The organism is Streptomyces sp. SID14515, from assembly GCF_010548505.1.
Classification (GTDB): Bacteria; Actinomycetota; Actinomycetes; order Streptomycetales; family Streptomycetaceae; genus Streptomyces; species Streptomyces caviscabies.
The window spans coordinates 1-15,480 of record NZ_JAAGMH010000024.1 but is presented as its reverse complement, the minus strand read 5'-3'; the positions used below and the strand labels follow the sequence as shown (position 1 = coordinate 15,480).

Sequence of the window (15,480 nt, the reverse complement as noted above, 5' to 3'; positions counted from 1 at the left end):
GAAAGCGTGGTGAAGCATAGAGGGTGCCGCGTCGGCCGTTCCAGCTCGCCGCCCGGTCCGGGCCATCGCGCGGGTCCGTGAATGGCTGGTAGCAGGCGTTCCGCTTTGCCCGGTCCTGATTATTTCTGTGCGGATCTGTCGTATCGGATGGCTGGGCTGACCGATGGTGACGTTCCGTGAAGGTGTGGGCGGTGATTTTGACCGCTGACCCGTGTGGGGCAGCACAACAGGGCGTGGCGTGGTGAAGCGGCACAGGGTGGACGGGAAGGACCGCGTTTCCCCACCCGGAGGTCGATGTGCCGTCCCGTCGCGGACCAGGGGGAGCGGAACGGCCGCCCCTGCGCAGTCTGGCCGCCGCCGCCACCTCGCTGCTGGCGCTCGCCGCCATGTCCCTCGTCGCGGGCCCCGCCGTGGCCGCCACGGGGGACGCCGCTCCCTGCGCCCTGCCCCGGACGGCGGCGCACCACTCGCTCGGCCTGAACACCTGGAACGGGGCCTACCCGCGCCCCGACCGAGGACTCGACGCGGTCATGATCTTCCTGTCCTTCCCGGACTCCGAGCCCGCGCTCACCCCCGAGACGCTCACCGCCGACCACTTTCCCGCCACCACCCGCTTCTTCGAGCGCGCCAGCTACGGCCGGTTCACCCTGCGCGCCCATCCGCAGCGGACCTGGACGCAGATGCCGCGCGACTCCACCTGGTACGGCATAGAGCGGGACTGGGACGCGGAGCGGCGCACCGCCTACCTGCGGGACGCCATCGACGCCGCCGACGCGGAGGTGGACTTCTCCCGGTACGACGTCGTCTACCTGGTGGCCGACCCGGACGCCCCCGGCGTCGACTCCGACGCCACCAAGGTCGTCAACTTCGACCGGCCGCTGCGCGCCGACGGCAGCGACATCCGGCGCGTCGTCACGGTCTTCGAGCAGCACCCGCCCGACCGCAACGTCCTCGCCCACGAGACCGGGCACGTCTTCGACCTCGCCGACCTCTACCACCGGCCCACCGACGGCAAGGGCGACTGGGACACCCACGTGGGCGACTGGGACGTCATGGGCAGCCAGTTCGGCCTCGCCCCGGACCTGTTCGGCTGGCACAAGTGGAAGCTCGGCTGGCTCGGCGGACGCCAGGTCGTCTGCGTCCAGGGCTCGGCCGACCTCACCCTGGAACCGGTCGCCGCCGCCCCGGTGCCCGGCGGGTCGATCGGCACCCGGCTCGCCGTCGTCCGTACCGGCAGCGACAGCGCCCTGGCCATCGAGGCCCGCAGCGCCACCGGGAACGACCGGGGCACCTGTGCCGAGGGCATCCTGATCTACCGGATCCGCAGCGGGACGGCCTCCGGCGGCGGACCCGTCGAGGTGGTCGACACCCACCCGAACACCGGGGCCTGCTGGGACCGCTCCGTCTACCCGCCGCTGGCCGACGCCCCGCTCGGGGTCGGCGAGACCTTCACCGTGCCGGGCGCCGACACCCGCGTCGAGGTCGCCGACCGCACCCCGTCCGGCTCCTGGACCGTCCGGATCACCACCGGCGTCTGACCCGCACCGCCCCGGTGCCGGAACACGAAGAAGCCCCCCGCTTCCGCGAGGGGCTTCTTCCGTCTGTGCGCCGTCAGGGACTCGAACCCCGGACCCGCTGATTAAGAGTCAGCTGCTCTAACCAACTGAGCTAACGGCGCCTGCTGACGTCGTAGACATTAGCACCCTGATCCGCCCGAGGAAAAATCGAATGCGCGGTACCCCGGGAGGGCGCGGACCGGCTCACCCGCACACACGCCCAGAGCAGGACGTCGGGGCCCGGCAGCCATGGACCACGGGTGTCGGGCGCGACCACCCAGCGCGGCCCGCCGTCGGACGACGTGCAGGTCAGCGGCGGTACGGTCACGGCGTCACCGGTGCCGTGACAGAGCAGGGGCGGCACCTCCCCGCGCCGCTCGCCGGAGCCCGCCGAACCACCGGATCCCCACTCCTCCCAGGCGAGCAGCGAGGGCAGCCGCTGGGCGGTTCCGGGGGCGGCGAACAGCAGCATCCGGCCCCGGTGCGTGGCGACCGGACCGGAGCCGGGCCCCTCGGTCCAGAGCTGCTCCAGCATCCGCCGCCCGAACAGCGCCGGCACGTTCACCACGTCGAAGGCGGAACCGCAGGGGAGCACCCCGGGCGCCGTGGGGCGCTCCTCCCACTGGGCGAGCGTGCTGCGTGGGTAGGGAGCGGCCCCCGCCAGCCAGGCGGCGCCGGCCGCCGTGACCTGTGCGGCCTGGGGGCCGGGCTGGTCACGCAGCAGGGCGAAGATGTCGACGCCGTGGTGCGGGGCGGCACCGGCCTGCAGGGTCGTTTCGTCTTTCAGCCATGCGCTCATGGAGCAAGGTCTACCGGGAGTGACGGAAAGGATTCCGAGAGTTGCCGGAATCCGGGACACGGTGGGAGGGGGAGGGGTATCTTGCCCGCCGGAATATGCCACCGGACCTGACCTCCGGCCTGCCGGAAGAGCACCTGCCCCTGCCGCCCCACGCGTCACATCGGCCCCACAGGGCGCCGCAGGTCAGGCTCCGGGCGTCAGGCTCCGGGCGTCAGGCTCTGGGCGCGTCCAGCAGGGTGCGGCCGAACTCGATCATCTTCTTCGCGTAGTCCTCGGTCCACTCCGCGCGCTCCGCGACATCCGCCGCCGTCAGCCGGTCGAACCGGCGCGGGTCGGCGAGCTGGGCCGCCGCCAGCGCCTGGAACTCCACCGACCGGTCCGTCGCCGCCCGGAAGGCCTGCGTCAGTTCGGTCGCACGGGCCAGCAGCTCGCGGGGGTCCTCCATCGACTCCAGGTCGAAGAAGTGCTCCGGATCCGCCGTGGCCTGAGACGGCTCGAAGAGCAGCGGCGCGGGGCGCAGCCGCTGCCGTTCGTTCCGCTCGGACTGTGTCATGTGGTGTTCCTCCCTCGGGCGACCTGATGACCGGAAGACCCGGACGGCCACCCTCCATTGTCCAACCCCGCGCAAGGGGGCCGGGGCGTGCGTCGGGGGCGCGGGGAGCGACTCCCGCTCAGGGCCGCCACCGCACCCGCCGTTCCGCGAGGTGGGCCAGCACCGCGTGGTTCGCCTCCCAGCCGTCGGGGAACTTCACCGTGACGCCCAGCTGGACCGGCTCCGTCGACGGATGCTCGTCCAGCAGGTCCGCCACCCCCTCCCGGCACACCACGACACAGGCGTGCCGGTGCCGTGAGGCCAGCACGCACAGCCGGCCCGTCTCCAGGTGGAAGGCCGTGGCGTCGGGGCGGCCCGACAGCGGGTGCAGCACCACCGTGACGTCGAACTCGCGGCCCTGGAGCCGGTTCGCCGTGTCCACCGCGACCCCGGTGACGCCCAGCTCCGCGAGGGCCGCCCGCACCGCCGCCGCCTGGTCCCGGTGGGCCGTGCCGACCGCCACCCGGTCCGCCGTCACCGGCACCGGCTCCTCGGCCCGCTCGCTCGTGGCGACGCCGCCCCGGTCCAGCAGCCGCCGGACCACCAGCGCCACCGCCCGTACCGCCTCGGGGTCGGTGCGCGGGGTGTGCCGGGCCGGCAGCTCCAGCAGCCCCCACCCGGACTCCGCCGCCACGTCCAGCACCCGGTCGGGCCCCGAACCGTCCGACGCCACCCCGAAGGAGAGCTTCCGGTCCCCGTGGTCCGTACCGCTGCGGAACGGCGTGTACGGGTAGAACGCGTCCGACACCAGCGGGGCCGCCGACGCCGGAAGCCGCCAGGAGACCGGCAGCCGGTGCTGCGGCAGCTCCGGGTTGTGCGCGAGCAGCGTGGACACCGCGCTCGCCGACGGGTCGTAGCTCAGCCCGGCCCACTGGTCCGCGCCCACGATCGAGAACGGGTCCAACTGGCCCGGATCACCGACGAACAGCGCCCGCTCGAACAGCCCGGCCACGGCCAGCAGCGCGTCGGACCGCATCTGGTACGCCTCGTCGACGATGGCGTGCCCCCACGGCTCCACGTTCTTCACGTGCGCCCACTTGGCGGCCGTCGAGATCACGATGTCCAGCCCGGCCAGATCGGCCGCCTTCGCCGACTTGCGTACGTTGTCCAGGCCGTCGAGCACCTTGTCGTACGGGTCGGAGTCGCTGCTGTGCAGCCGGCCCACCGGCAGCTCCGGGTCCTTCTCCGCGAGCCGCACCACCAGGTCGTCGACCTGGGCGTTGGTCTGCGCGATCACCATCAGCGGATGTCCGGCGGCGGCCAGCTCCAGGGCCGCCCGGACCACCAGCGTCGACTTGCCCGCGCCGGGCGGCGAGTCCACGACGATGCCCCGGGAGGCGCCGCGCAGGGTGTCGTCGAGGATCGCGCCGGTCGCGCGCGCCGCCTCCGCGCCCGGGTCGAAGACGGCACGCACAGCGGATCCTCCCGGGTGGCCGGCCGTCACAGCGGTCCCTCCGTGGCGGTGGCGACGGCGGTCGGGGTCACAGCAGGTCCTCCGGGGTCACGGGGTCGGGGTGTTCCGCGCGCGTCGCGGCGTCCGCGCCCGGCGGGCCGCCGTGGGTCCACGGCGTCTCCTCCGGGTCCGGCAGCTTCGGGCCGCCGCGCTGGTCGTGCTCGAACAGGGTCCAGGCGATCCGCTCCCCGGGCTCCGGCACCGAACCGGGCGCGGGCTCCTTGCCCCGGCCCATCCGGTCCAGGATTCGCAGCACCAGCAGGATCTCGCCGTCGTCGGCGACCCCGTCGGCCGGGGGCTCGTCCGCGTCGACCGGGGAGGCGTCCGCGTACCGCACGAACTCCGCCGTCTGCGGCTTGCCGTCCAGCGAGCGGTAGACCTTCGTCCGCTCGCCCAGATGCGGACGCTCGTCCGTGCGGACGGTGACCAGCGGGCGCGGGGAGGGCCGCTTGGACTCGGTGTACGCCATCTCCACCGCGGTCACCGTGGCGAGGAACGCCTCGCCCGCCAGCCGCCGCCCCGCCAGCACCAGCGGATCGTCCAGCGCCTCCTGCGCCTCCAGCTGGGCCTGGGCGGTCTCCCGGGAGGCCAGCTTCTGGGCCGCCGTCACCGCGTCGTCGCGGCGCGGCTGCGGGGGCTCGCCCGAGCGCACCCGGTCGCGGTGCGCGGTGAACGACCACCGGTCCCGGGTCCAGCGGTCCTCGGCCCGGGAACCCTCCGGCAGCTCCCGCAGCAGATCCAGGCTCCGCCACACCGCGTCCCAGGTCGGCAGCATCACCTTCGCCAGCAGGGAACGGATCGCCCGCTCGGCGTCGCTCAGCTCACCGAGGCGGGCGTCCGCCGCGAGGCCGTCCTCGGCGGACGCGAACGCCGTACGCGCCCGGTCGTACCGCTCGATCGCCGGGGCGAGGAGACGGTTGTCGAAGTCCGGATCGGTGGCCGGACCGGCCGGCGGGCACAGCAGCTGGCCCTCGCCGTCCCGGGCCAGCTCCGCCCGGAGCGCCGCCTCGGCCCCCGAGGAGCCGGCCGGCGGATCGATCCAGGCCAGCAGCGCGCCCAGGTGCTGGTCCTCCAGGCTGCTCTGCCCGGTCGCCCAGTGCCGGTTCAGCAGATCCGTGGCGGCCGGCAGCAGTGAGGAACCGGGCACCCGGGCCCGCTCCCCGTAATGCGTCAGCCAGCGGCCGAGCAGCGGCACCCGGGCCGGGGCCGGATACGGGGTGTCCGGATCGTCCTCGGCGGTGCGGCGGAACCGCATGGACCGGCCCAGCAGCCGGACGAACTCGACGCCCGCCCGGCTCGGCACGATCAGCTGCGCGGCGTCCGTGCACAGCTCGACCTCGACCTTGGTCTTCTTGCCGGTCGCCGGGTCCGTCTCGTTGCGCTCGGCGGGCTCGACGACGTCCGCGTACGCCTCGATGTGCGGCAGGACCGCCTCCGCCAGCTCGGCCAGGAACGCGAACCGCAGGTCCCGGTCGCGCGGCTGGGCGACGGCCAGCAGCCGGGGCGCCTCCCGGTCCGTGCCGACCAGCGCCCCGAGCGGGGCACCGGCCTCACCTGCGGTGGTCAGCGGCACCAGCACCAGCGGCCGGTCGGTGAGATGACGGTGCCGTACGGTCGCCAGCGGCTGGGCGCGGCCGGTGTCGACGGCCTCCAGCCGGGCCAGGGTGGTGATCAGCGACATGCGGCCGCACCCTCCGGATTTCCGGCGCCCGCGACCGAGACGGCTTCCCGGGCCCCGGCCCGCAGGACGGCGGCGCTCTCCAGGGCCTCGGCGCGCAGGGCGGCGGCCCGGCGCAGCGCGGCGACCGTCGGATCGGCGGGATCGCCCTCCTTGCCCGCGGCGGCGGCCAGCACCCCGGCCACCGTGGTCAGTCCGCCCAGCTCACCGCGGACACTGCGGCCCAGCGCCTCCACCGCCCCCTCGGCCCGGGACTTCGACCGGCAGTGGAAGGCCAGCTCGCAGGCGGCCAGGCACTCCGGGGCGTACGCCGGGGGCACCGCCGCCACGGCGGCGTCCAGTTCCTCGGGCGGGCACGCCGGGTCGAACGTCGTGCCCTCCGGCAGCGCCGCCGCGATGTCCTCGACGCGCGTCAGCCGGGTCAGCTGCCGACGGGTCACGGCGCGCTGCTTGCGTACGTCCACGACGGAGGCGGTCGGCAGGTTCGAGAAGTCCTTGGGGCAGACCAGCAGCACCCGGTGCCCGACATCGGCACCCTCCGTGACCGCCGCGACCCGCTCCAGCGCCAGCACGTACACCGCGGCCTGCCGGGCGGCGGCGCCGACCTTCGACGCGTCGGCCGACGCGTCGATCATCGGGAACGACTTGATCTCGACGACCGTCCACCGGCCGTCGGGGTGCACCACGACCGCGTCGGGCTCCAGATAGGCGGGGGAGCCCGCCACCTCCAGGGCCAGCATCGGGTGGTCCAGCAGCGCCCAGCCGCCCGCCGCCGTGGCCTCCCGCAGGGCCAGGGCGGTGCGCGCGGCCCGGCCCTCGGGACCGGCGGCGCTCAGATCGGGCGTGGCGACGTCACCGGCCGGGGCCGGTGCACCGCCGCCGAGCCGTTCGTACAGCAGGCGCAGCAGCTCGGCCCCGCCGTCGGCCTTGACCTTCGCCTCGAACGCGTTGCCCCGCATGAAGGCGAACTGGGACTGCCCGAAGGGGGCGGGGGAGCCGAGCGCGGTGGCCAGCACGCCCTTGTCCACCCCGGCGCCGTCGAGCAGGGCCCGCCGCTTGCAACCGGGATTGGCGGCCAGGGCGGCGAGGGCTCTGGCATCGAGCGGATGCGGCGCGACGGACGGGCCGCGCAGCTCAGCGAGCCGCTGCCGGAGCGTCGTCGCTCGCGGCCGCGTCGGCGGCGTCTCTGTCTGCCGGGCCGCCGACTGCCGTGCCGGGGGGATCTGCGGAGGTGGTCCGCTGGCCGGGGATTCGCTCACCCGGGGAAGTCTTGCACCCGGTACTGACATTCGGGGGCACGGTCGCCGGAACGTCCTCGGTTACGTCCACGGAAACGGTGCTCCGGCCGCTCCCGAACCGGCCGTCGAACAGAGCCGCGACCGGGCCGCCGACCCGGGCTCCGGCCCATGCCTTGAACCGGTCGGCCAGCCGGACGACGGGCCGGACCAGCAGGGCTCCGACCCCCATCACCGCGGCGCCCGCGACGGCGTCCAGGAAGTAGTGGTTGGCGGTGCCCATCACGACGATCGTGGTGATCAGCGGATAGGCGATGCCCGCCGCCCGGACGAGCGGATGACGGCCGTGCCGCCACAGCAGGATCCCGCACCACAGGGACCATCCGACGTGCAGACTGGGCATCGCCGCGTACTGGTTGGTCATCCCGCTCAGCCCGCGCGGGGCGCTCGCCCCGGCGCCCCACCAGCCGTACGCGCTGTACTGCGCCATCGTGTCGACGAAGCCGTGGCTCGCGTCCAGCAGCCGGGGCGGACAGGTCGGCATCAGCGTGAAGCCGACAAGACCCAGCAGCGTGGAGTTCATCAGCCAGACCCGGGCCGCCCGGTACGCCGCCGATCTGCGCCGGAACAGCCATATGAGGACGGCCGGGGTGACCAGGTAGTGCAGGGACGCGTACGCGAAGTCGGCGGGTATCCCGAGCGACGGGGTGCTGGTGAAGAGACGATTCAGCGGGTGCTCGGCGTTCAGATACAGCGCCTGCTCCAGCCGCAGGATCGCCAGGCCGTGGTCGACCGCGGTCGACACATCGCCGCGGACCAGGAGCCGGCCCACCGAGTACAGCGCGTACACCACCGCGATCAGTGGCAGCTCCGTCCACCAGCGGGGCCGATGACCGGTCACGGGCGGCGCGGTGGCGTGCGGCATCCGGTAGCTCTCCCCATGTTCATGCGGCCGACGGCGAGCGTTCAACCGTACGGCGGCACCGTGCCGCCGATTCCCCCGGGGGGTCCCCTTCCGGACATCCCGTACGCAGCGCTCCCCGCCGTGGTCGAAGCGGTCGGCGGGCAGCTGCTCAGGGAGGGACGCCCGGACGGCCCCGGAGGTTGCCCTTCCGCCCGGTACGGGATGATGGAAGGCCCATCACCAGCGTTCCAGCGTTTCAGGGAGAGCCGTCATGGCACCGCGCATCCTGCTCGCCCGGCACGGCCAGACCCAGTGGTCGGTCCGGGGCAACCACACCGGCAGGACGGACATCCCGCTCCTGGACACCGGGCGCGAGGGCGCCAAGCTGCTCGGCGAGCGGCTGCACCGGGGGGCCTGGGCGGGGCTGCCCGGCGTCGAGGTCCGCACCAGCCCGCTCGTCCGGGCCGCCGAGACCTGCGAACTGGCCGGATTCGGGAAGCGGGCCGAGCCGTGGGACGCGCTGATGGAATGGGACTACGGGGCGTACGAGGGGCTGACCCCGGCCCAGATCAAGGCGGACCGGCCGGACTGGCTGATCTGGCGGGACGGGGTGCCGGACGGGGAGTCCGTGGCCGACGTCACCGCCCGCGCGGACGAGATCGTCGACTGGGCACGGTCGGCGGACCGGGACGTCCTGGTCTTCGCCCACGGCCACATCCTGCGGGCGCTGGGGGCGCGGTGGCTGGGCGAGGACCTGTCCTTCGGCGCCCGCGTCCGCCTGGAGCCGACGTCGCTGTCGGTCCTGGGCTGGGCGTATGGCCTGCCGGCCGTGGAGCGGTGGAACGACACGGGTCACTTGGAGCGATAGCGGCCCCCTCGCGTCGGTCCGGCCACTTTCAAGCCCGTCCGGCGTTTGAGGACGGAGCCGTTCGCTCGGGCGGGCGTGCCCTTGACGGAGCCCTGGGCCCATTCCAGCCCGTCCGGCGCTTGAGGACGGAACCCTTCGGCCGGTGGGGCGGGCTCTTCACGGACCCGTGGCGCGGGACACCCTGAGTCTGCACCCGGCAACGTGCTCACCGGTTCCGTCCTCAAACGCCGGACGGGCTGGGATTGCGCACCCGGGAACGTGCTCACCGGTTCCGTCCTCAAACGCCGGACGGGCTGGGGGCGCGCCGGACGGGCTGGGTTACGCGCCCCGGAACGTGCTGGAGGGTGCGGTTGAAAGCCGGTCCGCAGCCGTGGAGGTGGACTCCTCGTGGCGGGTCAGGAAGTTGGCCACCGGGCCCGCCCCCGCCCGGCCCTCCAGCACTCGCGCCGCCCCCGCCAACATCCCCCGAATCCGCGAGGACTGGACCCGGGTCAACAGATCCAGCACCTGGTGCCCCGTCGCCGCCGCCTCGTCCGCCCGCCCCGCCCGGGCCAGGTCACCCGTGAGCTGGGCCCGGTACAGCGCCAGGTTCCGGGTGAAGTGCGCGTCCTGGAGCACGACCGCCCGCCGCCCGTGCCGCGCCGCCCGGGACCAGTCGCCCAGCGCCGACCAGCACTGCGCCTCCAGCAGCTCCAGCTCCGCCTCCCGGAAGAAGCTCATCCACTCCGGATCACCCGCCGCCGGCCCCCGGTCGAACGCCGCCCGGGCCCGCCCGATCGCCCGGTCGCACCCCGTACGGTCACCGAGCCCCGCCCGGCCCCCCGCCTCCCGCAGCGCGAGCAGCGCCAGCAGCCGGGGCGACCCCAGCGTGCGGGCGGCCCGCTGTCCGGCCTCCGCCGCCCGTACCGCCTCCCGGGGCCGCCCCGCGTCCCGGGCCAGGAACGACGTGTTGCAGAACGCGTGCGCCTCAAGACCCGCGTCCCCCGCCAGCCGCGCCGTGGCCAGCGCCTCCGCGTAGTGCGAGCGGGCGTCGTCGAAGCGGCCCGAGTCATGGGCCAGCCAGCCCACCGAGATGGCCAGCTCACCGGCCCCCGCGTGCAGCCGGTCCGCGGTGGCGCGCCGCGCGGTGGTCCCCGCGTCCAGCAGCTCGTACGCCGCGCGCAGCGGCTGCGCGGCCCGCCGGTAGAGCCCGTCCGCGCCGTGCCGGTCGTCCAGCAGCCGGATCTGCCGTACGGCCTTCTCGACGGCGCTCACCTCCGCCTCGCCGACCCGGCGCTGCGCGGGCAGAGAGACCCGGGCGGCGGAGGCGGGCGCCCCGCCGAGACCCAGGGAAGCGGCCGCCACCGTGGTGGTGCCGCTCATCATGAACACGCGACGCAGCACGTCGCTCTCCTCGGGGATGGGGATGTCGTCGGTTTCGGTGTCGCGGTGGGGAAGGTCGGGGCCGGTGGCCGGGGCGGACGCCGGAGGGGCGGGTGGCGGTTCGGACACGACCCGGGCGCCCCGCCCCCGTACGCTCTCGCGGGCCGAGAACCCCAGGTCGGCCAGGGTCGCCCCGGGGAACATGTGCAGGAAGACGCGTTCGTAGGCGTAGTTGGGGCAGCGGATCTCCCCGGACTCCACGCGCCCGATGTACCGGGCGTCGCACGCGACCTGCTCCCCGATCTCCCGTGCCGCTCGGCGGACGGCCGCCGCGAACTCCCCGGCGGAGCGCTGTCCGCGCAGTTGACGGAAGGCGAGGTTGGGAACTGCCGCTGTCGACACCATGGCCGGCCCCTCTCTGGTGCTGGCCGGGATCCGTGGTTCCCGGTGTCCCGGCGGAGCAAGAACGTACCTGCTGTGACGGGACGCACACACAGCGTTTCGTTGCGAAAGGGGCATACCGCCCTCGATCCGCCATGAACTGCCACCCTTTGCGGCGGTGTGGGCCCGTAGCCCTTGACGCACCCGCGGCGTTGGTCCATGTGGAGACGGAGTGTGGCTCCGTTCGGCGATGAGAGGAGGGGTTCCCTTGTTGCATCTCGGCAGGGAGACCGGCTCACGGACGACCGCGACGAAACCGATGCCCCCGACGACCCCGACCGGCTCGATGAGCCCCCTTGCCCCCGCGGCCGCCGCGCAGGCGGACCAGTCCTGCGACCTCGTCACGGTCCCGGCGCGGCAGGGCCTGGAAGCCGTCGACATCCTCCGCCGAGGACGGGACCAGGAGGCCGTCGGCCCGGTCCTGCACGACGGAGCCTGCGACACCCTCGGCTTCCTCGTGCCGCCGGGCACCGCCGACGCCTGGGACGTACCGGGCAGCGCCTGTACGCGGACCGACGGGCGCGGGCTGCGCATCCCCGCCGAGCCGCCCGCCACCGGCGCGGGCTCCGGCTGGCTGCTCCCGCCCGCCGACGACGCCCCGGTCACCGATCCGGCCGTGCTCCGCGCCGCCCTCGACCAGGCCGCCCGGCTGATCGAGGCGGCCGACAACTGCTGCTGAGCCCATAATGGCCGGACGGGCGGAACGCCTCCGCCGCGGCCGGCGACCCGGGCCCCCACCAGCAAGGACCAGCGAACGTGGCACGTCGAGGAGCGCCGGCCCGGGGCAAGAACAAGGCCGCCGGCACGGACAGCCCCACCGGCAGGAACAAGGGCAAGGGCGCGGGCGCCGGTGACCGGGCGAAGGAACGCCGGGGCTCCGGGCGGGGCGAGCGCGAGCCGGTCTCCCGGCCGGTCGGCGGCGGGCTCGCCGAGCTCATACCCGACCGGGAACGCCCGCACGGCTGGACGCTCCTGATCGACGGCGCCCCGCAGTCCCACGTGGACCTCGACGACCCCGCGTACCTCTCGTTCGCCTACCAGCGCCGCCTCGGCCACGTCATCGACCTCGCCGCCCCCGCGCCCCAGCCGCTGCACGTCCTGCACCTGGGCGGCGGCGCGTTCACCCTCGCCCGGTACACCGCCGCGACCCGCCCGCGCTCCACCCAGCAGATCGTCGAGCTCGACGCGCCCCTCGTGCAGCTCGTCCGCGATCACCTCCCGCTGGACCCGCAGGCCCGCGTCCGGGTCCGGGCGGCCGACGCCCGCGAAGGGCTCGGCAGGTTCCCGGACGGCTGGGCGGACCTGGTCATCGCGGACGTGTTCAGCGGGGCCCGCACCCCCGCCCACCTCACCTCGGCCGAATTCCTCACCGAGGTCCGCCGGGTCCTGAAGCCCGAGGGGCGGTACGCGGCCAACCTCGCCGACGGGCCACCGCTCGCCCATCTGCGCGGCCAGGTGGCCACCGCCGCCGCGGTCTTCCCCGAACTGGCGCTGGCCGCCGACCCGGTGGTGTGGCGCGGCCGCCGCTTCGGCAACGCGGTCCTACTCGCCTCGGCCCTGCCGCTCCCGGTCGCGGAGTTCACCCGGCGCGTGGCGAGCGACCCGCACCCCGGCCGGGTCGAACACGGCCGTGCGCTCACCGACTTCACCGGCGGCGCGGCCGTCGTCACCGACGCCGCGGCCAAGCCGTCCCCCGCACCGCCGCCCTCGGTCTTCGAGTAGCCGAAGAGCCCCGGTCCACGCCTCGACGGTCCGGACCGCCTACGGGTCGACGATCTGCACCAGCGGCGGATGCCCGTTCCAGGTGCAGAACACGGAGTACGTCGCGCCGCCCGCGTCACTGAAGTTGACCCGGATCCAGGCGTCGTTCGTCCACACCCGCATCGACCAGCCCGGCTCCGGAGTCGCTGAGACGAGCTTCGCCGAGTCCGCCCCGAGCTCGAACACGACCCGGCCGCCGTCCGTGCGATAGCTCTTCACCTCGCCCGAAGTCGACGGCGCGGGCGGCTTCGCCGGGGTCGCCGACGGCGTACGGGAGGGGCGCGGGGCCGACGGCGAAGGGCTCGCGTCGCCGGTGCGCGTCGAGGCGGAGGGCGAGGGCGACGCCCGGTGCGTCGAGGAGACGAGCGGCGCCTCGGTGGACTGCCCGATGCGCTGAGGAGGCCCCGCGCCGACCGAGATCGGCACGGCCCGCGGCGGGTCGTACGCCGTTCCGGTCATGACCGTGTGCACACCCCACCACGACAACGTGACCGCCGCGCCGGTGGCGAGCGACCACGCCAGTGCGTGTGCGAATCCTCGTTGCATTCGGCACATCCTGCACCACCCGGCCCGCTTCCGGCTCCCCCGGTTCCGGTTCCGCTTTCCCCTCCGGGGCTCCGCAATCGCCCTTCTCCGGCCTTTGCGGAGGTTTCCGGCGGGGCCGGGACCGGGCCCGCCGGCATGGCGTACGGTGCCGCCCATGGCAAGTGTGCTCGTGGTCGAGGACGACCAGTTCGTACGTTCCGCCCTCATCCGGCACCTCAGTGAGGCCTCCCACACGGTACGGAGCGTGGGCACCGCGCTCGAAGCGCTGCGCGAGGTCGCGCACTTCCGCTTCGACGTGGTCATCCTCGACCTCGGGCTGCCCGACCTGGACGGCGCCGAGGCGCTGAAGATGCTGCGGTCCATCACCGATGTGCCCGTGATCATCGCCACCGCCCGGGACGACGAGAGCGAGATCGTCCGGCTGCTCAACGACGGCGCCGACGACTATCTGACGAAGCCGTTCTCCGTCGAGCACCTCTCCGCCCGGATGGCCGCCGTGCTGCGCCGCTCGCGCGCCGCAGGCGGCGAGGCGCCGCCGCCCCGGGTCATCCGCGTCGGCGGGCTCTCCATCGACCCGCTGCGCCGCAGCGCCGAGCTGGACGGGGCCGAACTCGACCTGACCCGGCGCGAATTCGACCTGCTCACCTTCCTGGCCGGGCGGCCCGGCGTGGTCGTAGCCCGCAAGGAGCTGCTGGCCGAGGTCTGGCAGCAGTCCTACGGCGACGACCAGACCATCGACGTCCATCTGTCCTGGCTGCGCCGCAAGCTCGGCGAGACCGCCGCCCGCCCGCGCTATCTGCACACCCTGCGCGGCGTCGGCGTGAAGCTCCAGCCGCCCGCCGACGCCCCGCACCCCGACGCCGCGGTCACGGAGCCGCCCGCATGAGATGGGCCCTGGTCAAGGTCTGCCTGGCGGTCACGGCCATGGTCGTCATCGCCTTCGCCGTACCGCTCGGACTCGTCATCCGGGAGATGGCCAGCGACCGGGCCTTCTCCGACGCCGAACGCCAGGCCGCGACGATCGCCCCGACCCTCTCCATCACCACCGACCGCGAGGAGCTGACCCGGGCCGTCCTGTCCACCGAACCGGGCGACCGGGGCCGCCTCGCCGTCCACGTCCCGGCCCCGGACAAGGCCGAGGACGGGCCCCTGGACATCGGCACCCGGCGCGCCACCCCCAAGGACGTGGAGACCGTACGCAAGGCCGGGCGCGCCTCCGTCACCGAGGTCGCCGGCGGGTTCGCGCTCCTCCAGCCGACCGCGCTGAGCACCGGGGACATCGCCGTCGTCGAGGTGTTCGTCGCGGAGGGCGAGGTCTCCAACGGGGTCGCCACCGCCTGGCTGATGCTGGCGGGCGTCGGCGTCGCGCTGATCGTCGGCTCGGTCGCGGTCGCCGACCGGCTCGGCGTACGGATGGTGCAGCCCGCCCAGCGCCTCGCGGGCGCCGCCCAGGACCTGGGGGAGGGGCGCCTCGGCACCCGGGTGCCGGAGGACGGGCCCACCGAACTGCGGTCCGCGGCCGTCGCGTTCAACTCCATGGCCGACCAGGTCGTCCAGCTCCTGGCCAACGAGCGCGAGCTGGCCGCCGACCTCTCGCACCGGCTGCGCACCCCGCTCACCGTGCTCCGGCTGAACGCCGCCTCGCTCGGCGAGGGCCCGGCGGCCGAGCAGACCCGGGCGGCGGTCCAGCAGCTGGAGCACGAGGTCGACACGATCATCCGCACCGCCCGCGAACAGCGTCCGGCGACCCAGGGAGTGCAGACGGGCGCGGGCTGCGACGCCTCCGAGGTGATCCGCGAACGCATGGGCTTCTGGTCTGCGCTCGCGGAGGACGAGGGCCGCGAGGTCCGCCTCGCGGGAGTCGACCGTACGGTGCGCATCCCGGTGGCCCGGCCCGAACTGGCCGCCGCACTGGACGCGTTGCTCGGCAACGTCTTCCGCCACACCCCCGAGGGCACCGCCTTCTCCGTCGACGTCCACCACAGCGGCGACGCGGTCATCGTGCTCGTCTCCGACGCCGGACCGGGCATCCCCGACCCGAAGGCGGCCCTCGCCCGGGGCGCCAGCGGGCGCGACGGGGCGGGCGGGTCCGTCGGCTCCACCGGCCTCGGCCTGGACATCGTGCGCCGGGTCGCCGAGTCCACCGGCGGCGATCTGCGCATCGGCCGGTCCGTCCTCGGCGGCACGGAGGTCCGGATCTGGATCGGCCTGCACGGGAGCCGCCCCGAGCGCGGCCGGCGCGGACACGGCCGCCGGGTCGGCCGCCGGGTCGGCCGCCGGGTCGG

The 15,480-nt window shown here is 74.5% G+C and carries 14 protein-coding genes and 1 tRNA gene; 6 read left to right on the top strand and 9 right to left on the bottom strand.

Annotated elements, in window-relative coordinates:
- Window positions 1-296 precede the first annotated feature (296 nt).
- Complete coding sequence (locus G3I54_RS04150) at window positions 297-1,538, top strand: M6 family metalloprotease domain-containing protein (protein WP_164611200.1); 1,242 nt, start codon at window positions 297-299, stop codon at window positions 1,536-1,538.
- 66 nt (window positions 1,539-1,604) lie between these two features.
- Here the strand turns inward: G3I54_RS04150 and G3I54_RS04145 are convergent.
- The 7 genes from G3I54_RS04145 to G3I54_RS04115 all read right to left on the bottom strand — a co-directional run bounded on the left by G3I54_RS04145 (window position 1,605) and on the right by G3I54_RS04115 (window position 8,238).
- Window positions 1,605-1,678, bottom strand: a tRNA-Lys gene (locus G3I54_RS04145).
- Complete coding sequence (locus tag G3I54_RS04140) at window positions 1,669-2,355, bottom strand: bifunctional DNA primase/polymerase (protein ID WP_164611198.1); 687 nt, start codon at window positions 2,353-2,355, stop codon at window positions 1,669-1,671. Before G3I54_RS04140 ends, G3I54_RS04145 begins: the two co-directional genes overlap by 10 nt.
- A 211-nt stretch (window positions 2,356-2,566) precedes the next feature.
- The gene (locus G3I54_RS04135; protein WP_098025437.1) at window positions 2,567-2,908 is read right to left on the bottom strand and encodes a hypothetical protein; all 342 of its coding nucleotides are present in this window, start codon (window positions 2,906-2,908) and stop codon (window positions 2,567-2,569) included.
- Between the two features lie 118 nt (window positions 2,909-3,026).
- Window positions 3,027-4,361 carry an AAA domain-containing protein gene (locus G3I54_RS04130; protein WP_164611196.1) on the bottom strand — a complete coding sequence of 445 codons (1,335 nt, stop codon included), beginning with the start codon at window positions 4,359-4,361 and terminating at the stop codon, window positions 3,027-3,029.
- A 67-nt stretch (window positions 4,362-4,428) separates the two neighbouring features.
- A complete protein-coding gene (locus G3I54_RS04125) occupies window positions 4,429-6,081 on the bottom strand; it encodes a hypothetical protein (RefSeq protein WP_164611195.1) in 1,653 nt (550 codons plus the stop codon).
- Entirely contained in the window at window positions 6,072-7,106 is a 1,035-nt protein-coding gene (locus G3I54_RS04120) for a hypothetical protein (protein ID WP_164611225.1), read from the bottom strand. Before G3I54_RS04120 ends, G3I54_RS04125 begins: the two co-directional genes overlap by 10 nt.
- A gap of 106 nt (window positions 7,107-7,212) precedes the next feature.
- A complete protein-coding gene (locus G3I54_RS04115) occupies window positions 7,213-8,238 on the bottom strand; it encodes a phosphatase PAP2 family protein (protein WP_164611193.1) in 1,026 nt (341 codons plus the stop codon).
- A gap of 250 nt (window positions 8,239-8,488) precedes the next feature.
- Here G3I54_RS04115 and G3I54_RS04110 point away from each other — a divergent pair, with 250 nt between their 5' ends.
- Window positions 8,489-9,085 carry a histidine phosphatase family protein gene (locus G3I54_RS04110; protein WP_164611191.1) on the top strand — a complete coding sequence of 199 codons (597 nt, stop codon included), beginning with the start codon at window positions 8,489-8,491 and terminating at the stop codon, window positions 9,083-9,085.
- A 318-nt stretch (window positions 9,086-9,403) separates the two neighbouring features.
- On the opposite strand, the gene G3I54_RS04105 is transcribed toward G3I54_RS04110, so the two are convergent.
- Window positions 9,404-10,852: a tetratricopeptide repeat protein gene (locus G3I54_RS04105; protein WP_164611190.1), complete on the bottom strand. Its 1,449-nt coding sequence runs from the start codon at window positions 10,850-10,852 to the stop codon at window positions 9,404-9,406.
- A 295-nt stretch (window positions 10,853-11,147) separates the two neighbouring features.
- Between G3I54_RS04105 and G3I54_RS04100 the strand changes: the two genes are divergently transcribed.
- On the top strand, window positions 11,148-11,567 hold the full coding sequence (locus G3I54_RS04100) for a hypothetical protein (RefSeq protein ID WP_164611188.1): 420 nt from the start codon (window positions 11,148-11,150) through the stop codon (window positions 11,565-11,567).
- A gap of 77 nt (window positions 11,568-11,644) precedes the next feature.
- Window positions 11,645-12,610 (top strand): fused MFS/spermidine synthase, encoded by a 966-nt coding sequence (locus G3I54_RS04095; RefSeq protein ID WP_164611186.1) that lies wholly within the window; start codon window positions 11,645-11,647, stop codon window positions 12,608-12,610.
- A 39-nt stretch (window positions 12,611-12,649) separates the two neighbouring features.
- On the opposite strand, the gene G3I54_RS04090 is transcribed toward G3I54_RS04095, so the two are convergent.
- Window positions 12,650-13,195 carry a hypothetical protein gene (locus tag G3I54_RS04090; RefSeq protein ID WP_164611183.1) on the bottom strand — a complete coding sequence of 182 codons (546 nt, stop codon included), beginning with the start codon at window positions 13,193-13,195 and terminating at the stop codon, window positions 12,650-12,652.
- A gap of 154 nt (window positions 13,196-13,349) precedes the next feature.
- On the opposite strand from G3I54_RS04090, the gene G3I54_RS04085 reads away from it, so the two are divergent.
- Both G3I54_RS04085 and G3I54_RS04080 read left to right on the top strand, forming a co-directional pair.
- Entirely contained in the window at window positions 13,350-14,081 is a 732-nt protein-coding gene (locus tag G3I54_RS04085; RefSeq protein WP_164611181.1) for a response regulator transcription factor, read from the top strand.
- The coding region (locus tag G3I54_RS04080) for a HAMP domain-containing sensor histidine kinase (RefSeq protein WP_164611179.1) at window positions 14,078-15,480 on the top strand (1,403 nt) is incomplete at its 3' end. The genes G3I54_RS04085 and G3I54_RS04080, both read left to right, overlap by 4 nt.

Coding starts and splice junctions, on each gene's coding strand:
- G3I54_RS04100 (WP_164611188.1), top strand. CDS start 11,148: ATGCCCCCGACGACCCCGACCGGCTCGATGAGCCCCCTTGCCCCCGCG.
- G3I54_RS04125 (WP_164611195.1), bottom strand. CDS start 6,081: ATGTCGCTGATCACCACCCTGGCCCGGCTGGAGGCCGTCGACACCGGC.
- G3I54_RS04135 (WP_098025437.1), bottom strand. CDS start 2,908: ATGACACAGTCCGAGCGGAACGAACGGCAGCGGCTGCGCCCCGCGCCG.
- G3I54_RS04115 (WP_164611193.1), bottom strand. CDS start 8,238: ATGCCGCACGCCACCGCGCCGCCCGTGACCGGTCATCGGCCCCGCTGG.
- G3I54_RS04090 (WP_164611183.1), bottom strand. CDS start 13,195: ATGCAACGAGGATTCGCACACGCACTGGCGTGGTCGCTCGCCACCGGC.
- G3I54_RS04085 (WP_164611181.1), top strand. CDS start 13,350: ATGGCAAGTGTGCTCGTGGTCGAGGACGACCAGTTCGTACGTTCCGCC.
- G3I54_RS04105 (WP_164611190.1), bottom strand. CDS start 10,852: ATGGTGTCGACAGCGGCAGTTCCCAACCTCGCCTTCCGTCAACTGCGC.
- G3I54_RS04110 (WP_164611191.1), top strand. CDS start 8,489: ATGGCACCGCGCATCCTGCTCGCCCGGCACGGCCAGACCCAGTGGTCG.
- G3I54_RS04140 (WP_164611198.1), bottom strand. CDS start 2,355: ATGAGCGCATGGCTGAAAGACGAAACGACCCTGCAGGCCGGTGCCGCC.